The organism is Methanorbis rubei (genome assembly GCF_032714495.1).
GTDB classification, from domain to species: domain Archaea; phylum Halobacteriota; class Methanomicrobia; order Methanomicrobiales; family Methanocorpusculaceae; genus Methanocorpusculum; species Methanocorpusculum rubei.
Map to the genome: position 1 here is coordinate 161,378 of NZ_JAWDKB010000005.1, position 11,514 is coordinate 172,891.

At 49.4% G+C, this 11,514-nt stretch carries 8 protein-coding genes and 2 tRNA genes; 6 read left to right on the forward strand and 4 right to left on the reverse strand.

The annotated features are described in order from the left end of the window. Position 1 precedes the first annotated feature (1 nt). Complete coding sequence (gene dcd, locus McpCs1_RS07145) at positions 2–433, reverse strand: dCTP deaminase (protein ID WP_338096570.1); 432 nt, start codon at positions 431–433, stop codon at positions 2–4. Between the two features lie 97 nt (positions 434–530). Between dcd and McpCs1_RS07150 the strand changes: the two genes are divergently transcribed. Beyond that, positions 531–602: transfer RNA gene (locus McpCs1_RS07150), tRNA-Arg, on the forward strand. A 24-nt stretch (positions 603–626) separates the two neighbouring features. On the opposite strand, the gene McpCs1_RS07155 is transcribed toward McpCs1_RS07150, so the two are convergent. Continuing rightward, the gene (locus McpCs1_RS07155) at positions 627–1,790 is read right to left on the reverse strand and encodes a carboxypeptidase regulatory-like domain-containing protein (RefSeq protein ID WP_338096571.1); all 1,164 of its coding nucleotides are present in this window, start codon (positions 1,788–1,790) and stop codon (positions 627–629) included. Positions 1,791–2,288: 498 nt separating this feature from the next. On the opposite strand from McpCs1_RS07155, the gene McpCs1_RS07160 reads away from it, so the two are divergent. Beyond that, entirely contained in the window at positions 2,289–3,284 is a 996-nt protein-coding gene (locus tag McpCs1_RS07160; protein ID WP_338096572.1) for a tyrosine-type recombinase/integrase, read from the forward strand. A gap of 5 nt (positions 3,285–3,289) precedes the next feature. Here the strand turns inward: McpCs1_RS07160 and McpCs1_RS07165 are convergent, their stop codons facing one another. After that, positions 3,290–4,540 carry a tripartite tricarboxylate transporter permease gene (locus McpCs1_RS07165; protein WP_338096573.1) on the reverse strand — a complete coding sequence of 417 codons (1,251 nt, stop codon included), beginning with the start codon at positions 4,538–4,540 and terminating at the stop codon, positions 3,290–3,292. 27 nt (positions 4,541–4,567) lie between these two features. Here McpCs1_RS07165 and McpCs1_RS07170 point away from each other — a divergent pair, with 27 nt between their 5' ends. The 4 genes from McpCs1_RS07170 (at position 4,568) to McpCs1_RS07185 (ending at position 7,827) form a co-directional block, all read left to right on the forward strand. Further along, entirely contained in the window at positions 4,568–5,263 is a 696-nt protein-coding gene (locus McpCs1_RS07170; RefSeq protein WP_338096574.1) for a uroporphyrinogen-III synthase, read from the forward strand. After that, positions 5,260–6,117: an RNA-guided pseudouridylation complex pseudouridine synthase subunit Cbf5 gene (locus McpCs1_RS07175; RefSeq protein WP_338096575.1), complete on the forward strand. Its 858-nt coding sequence runs from the start codon at positions 5,260–5,262 to the stop codon at positions 6,115–6,117. Before McpCs1_RS07170 ends, McpCs1_RS07175 begins: the two co-directional genes overlap by 4 nt. A gap of 33 nt (positions 6,118–6,150) precedes the next feature. Beyond that, positions 6,151–6,234: transfer RNA gene (locus tag McpCs1_RS07180), tRNA-Ser, on the forward strand. A 66-nt stretch (positions 6,235–6,300) separates the two neighbouring features. After that, positions 6,301–7,827, forward strand: a complete 1,527-nt coding sequence (locus McpCs1_RS07185; protein WP_338096576.1) for an AMP phosphorylase — start codon at positions 6,301–6,303, stop codon at positions 7,825–7,827. A 253-nt stretch (positions 7,828–8,080) separates the two neighbouring features. Here the strand turns inward: McpCs1_RS07185 and McpCs1_RS07190 are convergent, their stop codons facing one another. Continuing rightward, positions 8,081–10,966: an MEMAR_RS02690 family S-layer glycoprotein gene (locus McpCs1_RS07190; protein WP_338096577.1), complete on the reverse strand. Its 2,886-nt coding sequence runs from the start codon at positions 10,964–10,966 to the stop codon at positions 8,081–8,083. Positions 10,967–11,514 lie beyond the last annotated feature (548 nt).

Consider the following 11,514-nt stretch of genomic DNA (forward strand, 5'->3'; position numbering starts at 1 on the left):
TTCATATTTTCGATTTTACAATTCCATAGCTGTCCTGATAATTTCCATTGTAGGCTGTTTCCACATCACCAAGGATCGGATGAATAAGCATTTGCACGACGCGGGTCCCTTTCGTAACCGGAATATCTTCAGGCCCCATGTTTACCATGCAGAGCGTGAGATTTCCCCGAAATCCTGGATCAATATATCCTGCACCAAGCAGTACTCCTTTTCTGCCAAAGGAAGAGCGGCCCCGAAGCGTGGCTGCGAGATCAGCAGGAAGGCTGACAAACTCCATGGTCGCAACAAGAGACAGTTCGCCTTTTTCCAGAATGATATCCTCTGCAGCACGCAGATCATAGGATGCCGGCTGAAGGGAATCTTCAGCAAAAGGAGTGATGCCCAGTGTGCCGTCAGCAATTCGTGCACGAATGCAGGAAGAGGAGAGTAACATACGAGTGTGTTGGTTTCTGAGGCAATTGTAATTTGTGATGTATCAGGACAAATACGATAGAGTAAAAAAGAGATAAAGAGAGATGAATATAGGATAAGGATCTGTAGGGTAGTGGATATCCTTCCGGGCTTCGAACCCGGAGAACTGGGTTCGATCCCCAGCAGGTCCGTAATTTTTTTGAAAAAAAATATTGTTAGAGGAATCCTCTGCGGCCGAAGTCATTATTTCTTCTCGGCCTCCGTGTTCTCGTGAAGAGGAAGACAAGAATTACAATGACGATGACTGCAACGATACCACCGATAACGATTGGCGTCGGGAAGTTGGGGGTAAGCGGCAGCGTGATAGTGTTGTCGCCTGTGGTTGTGATCTGGTAAGAGACACTGTGTCCTGTGTAACCGTCCTTGGATGCTGCAAAGAGAACGGTCTGTCCCGGAGACATGGATTTTGTGAACTTTCCTGTTGCATCCGTAACGCCGGTTACCAGATTGTCCAGAGAAACAAGAGCTCCGGCAACCGGTGTTGTGCCGTCAACTACCAGAACCGTAACCGGAACGGATTCGTAGGTGAGCTCCACAATTTCATCCGATGAATCTTCAGAGAAGGTAACCTTCTTGGTGTACGGGACATAGTTGGTCTTGGTTACTTTGAGATCATAGGTTCCTGCAGTAAGTTTGGAGAGTGATGCTCTGCCGTACTCATCAGTATAGACCGTAGTCTTCTCATCGATAATTACTGACGCAGCAGGAATCGGCCTTTTATCGGTGTCATAGACAAGGACACGCGGAGAAAGGTAGGACTTCGAGAGCGTGATCGTAAGGGACGTCTGATCCGAGTCAATGTACTGAGACGAAGAGTAGGTCTCATAAGAGTCGGCAGTTACCTGGACATTGTGATACGCTCCTTTTTCCATGGATACATGCAGAACACCTGCACTGTTGGTTGTACCCATAGTAAGGCCGTCGACTGAAATTTTGGCACCGACAACCGGAGTTGATTTGTCAGGATTGAGAACTTTTACCTGAATCAGATTGGATTTCTGCAGATAGACGGTGTAGTCTTTGTCCATCACATTGATGGTAAGAGAAAACTTCTGCGTGTCATAGCCGTCTTTGCTTATCGATACCGTGTAGGTGGACTGATACTCTACTGCGGCAAACTTCGCTTTACCGTTCACGTCAGTGTAAAGAGTCTGATCAAGACCTCCTTTGGTTATGACAACTTTTGCGTCCTTGACCGGGTCGTGAGACGCACTGTTATCATAAACATTTAGTGTGAGACTTGTTGCTTCCGCCGCTGCTGCACCAGAGAAAAGCAGGGCCGCAAGCAAGAAGATTACAACGAGATGTTTTATGAACATAGATGTATTCAGTTTTGGAGGTGAACCGGTATTACTTATTCGGTCGAACAGGGTTTGGAGATGATGGCGCTTTTCACTCATAATAGTATTAGTAGTAAGAAGAGGTTTGTATGCTTTGTTGTGGGAGAGGATCTGATGAGACACATGTTGGTGCGTAAACGAATTCAGATGCAAGACAGATGGAGTCACAGATTTGATATCATAAACAGATGAATTCAGTGCACCAGCAAAGTTTGGCACAGTAGTCAGGTGTGCCCGGATATGTCAAAAATCAGTTGAGGTTAGGTATTGTTGCTGCGAAAATAAACAAAATACTGAAAATTAACGCTGTATTATCTAAGATGCGCGGATTTTTCAAAATCACCATACCAACATCCCTTCATAGTACCATATATTTTCAGTGTCCCGCAAATCACGATAGACCTTCTGTCAATCGAAAAGAAGAACGAAAAATCTTCAGGACTATTTCAGTGATTTTGGAGATAGGTGAACACGTCAATGACACCAACCACATGTAACATTAGTGAAATCGATCAGACCATCGAGATTGAAATGGAATCGCCGATAATTTATGCAGACTCAGCAACACCAGTCAGTGATTTTTTGAAACTGTATGATAACAAAAAAACCATGGATAATTATCGCCTTGCGATCGCAGCTTATCTGAACTGCGTGTATCCGGACCTTCCATCCAAAAGAGCCGAAGACATCGATCCTTACGCATCAGCATATCTTACTGATCTCAAACACGGAAGAAATTATCACCATGATCTCAAAATTGCGGTAAATCGTTTTTCGAAATGTTATGCGCCCATGACCGCGAACCTCAACATCAAAGCGACATGTGTATGGCTTGAAGACGGAGGGTTTCCTCTGAGCAGACGAGAACGCCAGCGGCTGTTTGTCAGTCTTCCCCCTTCACGACCGGCAACAAAAGAGCTGGAGATCAAACGAAAAATATTCCGAGAGATGTATATGGAGCTGCCCGAACATATTGGAGCCCTTCTTCTGACTCTGGCAGGATCCGGCATGCGGCTTGGAGAAGGACTGAAACTTCTCAAAACTGATCTCGACGAGAATCAACAGCGAACAGCCGTTAACATTCGGGCAGAGAACACCAAAACCAAAACCGCACGGACAACCTACCTCACGCTTGAGGCATCCGAAGCTCTCAGGGACTATATTGCCGTACGCCGTGACGAAGATCCAAGAGTGTTTCCTTTCTCTGCGGCAACAGCTCAGTATCATTTCAGAAAAACTGCCGATGAGCTCGGTTACGGAAACCGTGATCCGGCAACCAATGCCCGCCAGCTTCACTGGCACATGACCCGCAAATGGTTCATCTCACGGTTCGGTCTTGCGGCGAACAAGGACGTTGGTGAAATGCTCGCAGGACATGAAGGGTACTTGTCCACATCCTATCAGCGGTACACCAAAAAACAGGTACTCAAACAGTTCAAAAAAGCAGAGAAGGAGATCAGTATTCTCAGATAAAGTCGTCACAGCCGAATCAGATCCAGCGTCAGCAGCATTACCGGCAGCATAATGGCTCCCATGCAGAAGATTCTGGGAACATTCACGAGACCCGGAATCACTCCGATTAGCGTAGCGGCCAGTAAAATGAACAGACCGAATGGTCCGCAGAACGCAAACGACATCACAATCAAAAACACCAGAACTATTTTTGCAAGCAGCGGCTGGTTCAACCGCATCACGAGCGGTGCGAAACGTGAGAAAAAGATTGTAAGAAGATAAGCGATAGTGGCGGCAACAGCAGCGATAAGGATCATCAGCGAAAGAGATGGAAGATCCATCGCACCCAAAGCAGCCATGGCGCCGCTTCGCATGCGTCCGATAGCATACAGTGCCGCAATACCAAGAACAGCGTTCGCTGTATTGGCCGCACTTGTCGCAACCAGATAACCCCGGGCGTCCATAGATTCAAAATCACTACTGCGCCTGACCGCGAGCAGAGCATTTGCCGTACCGCTGGAAAATCCCGGAAGCCACCCGACCACAGCGCCTGCAACAGCGCCTCGCAAACCGTTGGCGAGTATATCATTTCTTGGGATCAGGAGTCCGGAAAAATTTTGAGTTGGGAGAGGCAGCGAGGATTTCATCGACGACAAAAGTACCGGAACACCAAAGAGTCCGGTGAGGAGCGGCAGCAGAACCTCACCGATACCAAACATCCCGAACGAAAAATGGGCATAGCCTAACGAGAACACACCAAGAACTCCTGAGACCGCAAACACCGCAAGAGACCAGCCGGGCGATCTGCTATACACAATCAAAAGACCAGCCGCGAGCAAAATTACCAGACCAATTCCCCAGTCAATGTACTCCTGCAGCGGCGGAAGAAGTATCATAAACAAGATGAACAACGGAAGGCAGAGAATGAATCCTGATGCGCTCCCAATCGCTGAGGTTCGAATCGCCTCCTCGCCATGACCGGCAAGGCACAACCGGTGAGCAGGAAGAACAGCAAGAACAGTGTCAGGATCAGGGACGCCGAGAAAGGTGGACGGCACTGCGTCGAGAAATGTATGCGTCACCATGGTGGCAACAATTGCCGCGGCAAGTCCCTCGACACCAAACAGGATCAGAAGCGGACCTGACACTCCTGCGAGAAACCCTGCAATGGTGTTTGAATGAATGCCCGGAACAAGACCTGAAACAGTTCCCAGAAAAACTCCAACGAGACAGCCGGCTATCACCCCAAGCATATCTGAATCTTGACGGGACAGCATATTAACTCTGCCGTCCAATATTTGCGCATGTTACTTGCGATCACCCGTCTCGCCGAAAAAGGTTCGGCAGACGCTGCTCTCTGCAAAAAATACGGACATGAATGCAGAATTGTCTCGCCGCTTCGTGCGGAGATCAGGAGCAGTACAATTCAGACATTTGTGCTTGCAGCAGCTGATGGTGAGTTCGATGCAATATTTTTCACCAGTGCCCTGCCGGCGCAAAAAATCGCCCCGCTCTTAAACCCCACAATCACAAAAAAATCTCGGGTGATCGCTATCGGCCCGCAGACCGCAAAGGTTCTGCATGATGCAGGACTCGCCGCAGAAACTCTTCCGACATTTTACTCGAGGGACTTCGTGCCCTATCTTGGAGAGTGGATCAATGGAAAACGTATTGGTATTCCGCGTGCGGATGTGCCGAATCCTGGTCTTATCAATGCGATCGAAGATGCGGGCGGCATGGCATTTGAGTACAGATGTTATGGTCTTGAACCAACCAATGAACTGCTGAACTTCGACGAAGTCGACGCAGTTCTGTTTACCAGTGCAAACTCGTACAAGATGGCGCTGCTTCCCTCCATGCAAAACATTCTTCCAATAGCTATTGGTGATATCACCGCAGACGCCATGCAGGCTGGCGGCCTTGAGCCGAAGGTTGTCGGTGACGGATCTCTGGAAGGAACACTGAACGCTCTGAACATCTATCTGGAGAGCGTTCAATGAGTTACACCGGCGTGCTGTTAGTGGACAAGCCGCGGGGACCAAGCAGTCATCAGGTTGCCGCATGGGTTGGTGATATGCTGAAGAGCGAGGTCGGGCACTCAGGAACTCTTGACCCCATGGTCTCAGGAGTTCTTGTCGTGATGCTCGGCAAAGCAGTGCGGCTCGCACCGCTTCTGCTTCTGCATGAAAAAGAGTACGTGGCATGTCTTCGTCTGCATGCAGACATCCCCCGCGAACATGTGGAAGCCGCAGTCAAAGAGTTCACCGGTCGCGTCTACCAGCGCCCGCCGAGACGCTCGGCAGTGAAGAGAGCGCTGCGCATCCGCGTGATTCACCGCATTGAGCTTCTTGACATGCAGGACCGACTGGTGCTGATACGTGTCCGCTGCGAAGCGGGAACTTATATTAGATCACTCTGCGTTCACATCGGCAGAATACTTGGATGCGGATCACAGATGATCGAACTGCGGCGGACAAAGTCAGGGGGATTTTCTGTTGAGAACACCCACACCCTTCACGAAGTTCGTGACGCGGTCGAGAACGGGGACGAGGAAAAAATTCTCTCCATGATTCTTCCACCAGAAGAAGCAATCGCAGACATTCCAAAACTGATCGTCCGGCCAAGTGCTGCTGACGCAGTTTCTCACGGGGCAGTGCTTGCAGGAGTCGGGGTAATCCGGTGCGACAAATTTGTGCGTGGACAGAGTGTGGCCGTGGTCACCGAGGAGGGAAGACTCGTTGCCCTTGCACAGGGACTGCGTGACTCAGAAAAGTTTGTCTGCGGAGAACCGGGTCTTATTGCCAGATCCACCCGGGTTTTTCTTTCGCCGACGCGATCAAACAAGCAATATTAATAAAGACGAAAAACCCACATCTTATGCTAGTTTGCTGAGGTAGTCTAGCGGTAGGGCGCGGGCCTGGAAAGCCCGTGAGGCGAAAGTCTCTCGGGAGTTCAAATCTCCCCCTCAGCGTTTTTCTTTTTGAGTTTTTTGCAATCTGGCAAACCCTTATCTCGTTCTCCTGCCTAAAGTCATCTAATGATACTCAGCAGTTCTACGGTTGATATTGCCAGCGTATTTGCTCTTCTCCACGCAGACGATGCCCGGCAGATAGGAGTCCGGGAAGGAGACCGCGTGACTATAATCAATAATGCGAAAGGAACCTCTGTACGTGCGGCGGTTGCTCTCACAGAAAACGTCACAACTCCCGGCACTGTTATTATTACTGCCGGGGCAAACGAAAAACTCCAGACCGAAAAAGGGGATCAGGTCGAGATTCGTGTTGCGTCCCGCCCTGCATCGATCGAGTTCATTCGTAAAAAAATGGACGGCGGCAAACTCACCCGCGAGGAGACAGCACAGATTGTGCAGGATATGACAGAGAACGTTCTTTCGCCTTCAGAGATCACCGCTTATATTACTGCGGCATACATCAACAATCTTGACATGGATGAGGTAGAGTATCTCACCCGCGAGATGGTCGCGTCCGGCGATCGGCTCACCTTCAACACCCGCCCGATTGTGGACAAGCACTCGATTGGCGGAGTGCCGGGAAATAAAATTACTCTTCTTGTGGTCCCGGTCGTTGCGGCTGCGGGACTTTTAATTCCAAAAACCAGTTCACGTGCTATTACCGGAGCCGGAGGGACTGCGGATCTGATGGAGGCACTGGCCCCTGTTACGTTTACAATTCAGGAGATTCAGCAGATGACGCTGAAGGCAGGCGGTGTGATCGTCTGGGGAGGTGCGACAAATATTGCGCCGGCAGATGATCTGATCATCACCTACGAGTATCCGTTGAAGATCGATGCCCGCGGTCAGATGCTGGCAAGTATTATGGCCAAGAAGATGGCTGTGGGATCTGATACCTGCGTGATTGATATTCCGATCGGTCCCGGGACAAAAGTTCCGAATGAGAATGAAGGGCGCCTGCTTGCAAATGATCTGATCGAGCTCGGGAGACGTCTGGGAGTTCGTGTAGAGTGTGCGATTACCTATGGAGGAGCACCGGTCGGAAGAAACATCGGAGTGAATCTTGAGGTGGCAGAGGCTCTCAAAATTCTTGAAGGGATGCAGGGACCAACCTCTCTGATGCAAAAGAGTGCGGCCCTTGCAGGCATGGCTCTTGAGATGACCGGAAAGACAGCCTACGGATATGGTACTGAGGCTGCGATGGATCTTATCAAGAACGGCAAGGCGCTGCAGAAGATGCAGGAGATTATTGAGATACAGGGCGGGGATCCGAAAGTCAAATCTTCTGATCTTGCTCTGGGCTCGAATGTGTTTGATGTTCCGGCACCAAATGACGGATATGTTATTGCGGTGAAAAATCGCGAACTTATCAATGTTGCGCGAACGGCAGGATCCCCTGCGGATCATGGAGCAGGACTGCATCTGCACAAAAAACCCGGAGAGTCGGTGAAGAAGGGAGAGCCGATCCTGACTATTTATGCGGACCGCGGGTGGAGGCTTCAGCGGGCGATTGAAGAGGCAAGAGTGAGCATGCCGGTCGTGGTTGAAGGTATGCTGCTTGATCGGGTTCCGCCGATACGGCGTGTTGCCTGAAAATCTTTTTTTTTGTTTTTGAGTTGAGAAATTATTTCTCAAAATTTTTTGTGCAGGGATTGCACGAACCACACGGAGATGGTAATGTGGCATCATGTTGAAGAAAATTATTCCAAGCAGACTTCGAGTGATCACGCAGAATCGTACTGCATAATATCAGGTTGCAATAATTTTTTGAAAAAAAGCATCTCTATGATAAAAAGGAGTTTTGTCCCAGGTGGGACAAAATCACCAATTTATTGTTTCACGCTGCTTAGTTGCGGCGGAGTACGAGGAGTGCTACTGCACCAAGACCTGCAAGTGCAATGAATGCGCCGAATCCCGGAGTTGACGGGGTTGCGGTCGGGGTTGCAGTTGCAGTGGTGGTGGTTGGCTGTGCACCGGTTGCGGTCGGGGTCGGGGTTACGACTTTCTCAACAAGGTTGAAGTTGGTCGTGGAGGTAACATCGACTTCGATACCGTTCACCTTAATGGTGTACTCGTCAAGCTTCCAGTTGGTGGTGTCGACATCGACAGCCCATGCATTGTCAGCGCCTTCGCCTGCAACGACCTTGGTAGTCTGAGAGACACCAGAGGTGGTGGAGGTGGAGGTCTTGTCAACTGCAGTGAAGGATGAGGACATTACTTCAACAAGGATCTGATCGCCAATTGCAAGGTTCGTTGTTCCTGCAACAGTGAACTTGGATCCAACTGCCTGGTCTCCCGGGTTATTGATTCTGATCCACGGTGCTGCAACGGTGAACGTGAGCTTGGTGTAGATATCATCGATGTTTGCATCATCGATCATCTTGGTCAGAGCATCTGCTGCCTGAGATCCCTGGAGCTTGTTGTTGCCCCAGACCACGAAGGATGCCTGCTGGGATCCGCCGGTGGTGGCGTTCTGAATCTTGAAGTACTGGTAGTCTCCATTCTGCTCCTTTACGAGCACTGCGTCAAAGACGCCGTTGTACATCGGGTGCTGAACGACGACGAAGTACTGGTTGGAGGACATTGAGCTGCTGATGTCAATCTTCTTTTCGTAGCTGCCATCATCTTCAACAGTGATGGAGTGGTCTTCGAAGAAGTTCGGGCCGAAGATGTAGAGCATCAGGTTGTTCGGTTTGCCTTCTGCGGTTCCGCGAACGTAGAGCTTGTCGCCCTGTGCGATGACGGTTCCGGACGGAACTGCAGACAGGAACGGCTGTTTCAGGTTAACGGAGATGGTTGCATACTCAGAGTCGGACAGTTTAACTGCTTCCTGACCGGATGCAGTCATTGTCTGTGGGCTGGATGACTTTCCGTTGGTAAGTCTGCTGGTTGCATAGATAGTGTATGCACCAGTGTCGAGTGCGATATTCGAGGTATCCCACTTGTACTCCCAGGTGTTGTCAGTCTTGACAGCTACCGGGTTGGTTGCATTGTATGCAGGAACCTTGGTCGGCAGATCCTTCAGGACGATACCGTTCTCAAGGAGGTTCTGTCCGGTAAGGAACAGGAAGACGTTGCTGCTGTCGGTGTTGGTACCGGTGAGTTTAATCTCGTCACCGATGTAGTAGGAACCGTCGCCGGATGCGGTGATGGTTACTGCTCCCTTCTCAACCTTGACTTTGACTTTGTCGTAGTCAGAGGTGTCGAGGATTGCGTCACCAGTGGTTGCATCGTATGCCACAAGTCCGTTGACTTTGACGGTGTAGGTCTTGTCTTCGGTGTTTGCTGCAGTGTTGTACTGGATAGTACGCTTACCGCTTGCATCGGTCTGGAAGAATCCTCCACCGATGATAGCAACGGCGCTAGCGGAGTTGGTGTTGTCGGTCGTGAAGTTACCCTTGAATCCATTCTGTGAAGGCTGGAGAGTCGGGTTTACTTCAGTAGAGATTGCGTTCTCAAGGTAAACTGCATAGACAGTCTGTGCTTTGCCAGTGATGGTGACCGTGAACGGGTTGCTGCGGACAACGGAGTCCTTAGCTGCCGTGATGGTCAGCGTGCTGCTCTGCAGGGTGAAAGAGATCGTGTTGGATTTCTTTGCATAGTCCTTGAATGCAGTTGGGGTCACATACTCAGCCTGTGCGGTGTAGGTACCTGCGGCTGCATCCTGACCAGCTGCAGTGAAACCTGCCATGGTCTGGGACGCAGTCAGAACGACAGAGTTGAAGTTTGCCGTGCCGAATGCAGTGGTCTTACCTGCAACAGGGGTGGTGAACACAATCTTTGCATGGGAAGAGTTGGTCAGATCGGCTGAGTTGTAGAATGCCGGACCGACTTTCGGTGCATTGATCAGGAAGGAGACAACGGTGTCTTTGTTGACAGTCTGGCCGTCAATGGAGTCGCCAGCGGTCACACCAGTGGTGAGGTCCGTGGTTAACTCTGCCTGAAGGGAGATTTCCGGATACCAGATAGAAACCTGGGTCGCAGTGGCGGCACCGGTTGTTGTATCAGTTAAGTTGTAGGTTCCATACTGACCGTTCACGACTGCTTCGGTAAGGTAGAAGACACCAGTGGAGTCAGAGGAAATCTGGTTAATGATACTCGGGTTTGCACCGTCGGAGAACTTCACCAGTTTCAGAGGAGCACCTGTCTGAGCGGCAACAGTAATGTGCTCATAAACAAATGCATCCTGACCTGCAGCAACCGGTCTGATTACGTAACCAAGGTCGGCAGGGGTCGGGGTTGGCACAGGAGTCGCACTTACATAAACTGTTGCGAGAGCATAGGTATCGCCAGAGACCTCAACACTGATGGTGTACGTTCCTGCTGCAGTGTATCCCTGCATTGCGATTGCCTGCCATTGGTCATTACCATCGACCCAGTGTCCGTTATAAGCCGGGCCTGGACTTACATCATTGGAGTAATCGAAGGTTACAAATCTACCAGCACCAGCATTCCAAACATTGGTGGTTCCCCAGTCAACGATTACCTCGCCACTAGTCGGGTCGAGGAGTGCGGATGCATTCGTAATACTGAAGTTTACAGGTGTGTTGATTGAAGTCTGAACAGCTACCGGAGTTCCCGGTATGATAGTCCCATTGGTTGGGGCTGTTATATTTATGGTTAAGTTATTGAAATCGTCAATGCTCATAGGGGCAGCGGCAGATGTTGCTCCGACAAAGAGCGCTGCTGCGAGCAAAACGACGAGAACTGCCATAATTTTCGTGTTTTTCAAATTTAATTCCTCCTAAGTTAGGATTTAATTTTCTGCATGTGATACATGCAATACGTGACATTCGACATATGCCGAATAATCATTCTGCAAGGGTTATACTCCGATCAACGGAATATGCTTTGATATTTGTATATTGGGTATAATAGGCTTTGTGGTCAAATGTGATTAAATCCAATCAATACGCGAGTTGCCAAACATCAACTTGAAAAAAAAGCTGATCAGCGCAAGAAAAATGCCTTGTACCCGACAATATTGTCTCACTCAACGCAGCAAATTTCATTCGACAAACAACGGGTCTCGAAGAAAAATTTAGGTATGTCGTTTGCCCTACCATCACCCATATTATAATAGTGCAATCTACAACTACATTTTCCCTGAGAACTCTGATGACACAGATGTTGGTAACATCGTGTCAAATTTTTTACTACTACTACTACTACTACTACTACTACTACTACTACTACTACTACTACTACTACTACTACTACTACTACTACTACTACTACTACTACTACTACTACTACTACTACTACTACTACTACTACTAC

Excerpts from the sequence above, each read along its gene's own strand:
- McpCs1_RS07185 (WP_338096576.1), top strand. The coding sequence starts at position 6,301 with ATGATACTCAGCAGTTCTACGGTTGATATTGCCAGCGTATTTGCTCTT.
- McpCs1_RS07155 (WP_338096571.1), bottom strand. The coding sequence starts at position 1,790 with ATGTTCATAAAACATCTCGTTGTAATCTTCTTGCTTGCGGCCCTGCTT.
- McpCs1_RS07165 (WP_338096573.1), bottom strand. The coding sequence starts at position 4,540 with ATGCTGTCCCGTCAAGATTCAGATATGCTTGGGGTGATAGCCGGCTGT.
- McpCs1_RS07175 (WP_338096575.1), top strand. The coding sequence starts at position 5,260 with ATGAGTTACACCGGCGTGCTGTTAGTGGACAAGCCGCGGGGACCAAGC.
- McpCs1_RS07170 (WP_338096574.1), top strand. The coding sequence starts at position 4,568 with ATGTTACTTGCGATCACCCGTCTCGCCGAAAAAGGTTCGGCAGACGCT.
- McpCs1_RS07160 (WP_338096572.1), top strand. The coding sequence starts at position 2,289 with ATGACACCAACCACATGTAACATTAGTGAAATCGATCAGACCATCGAG.
- dcd (WP_338096570.1), bottom strand. The coding sequence starts at position 433 with ATGTTACTCTCCTCTTCCTGCATTCGTGCACGAATTGCTGACGGCACA.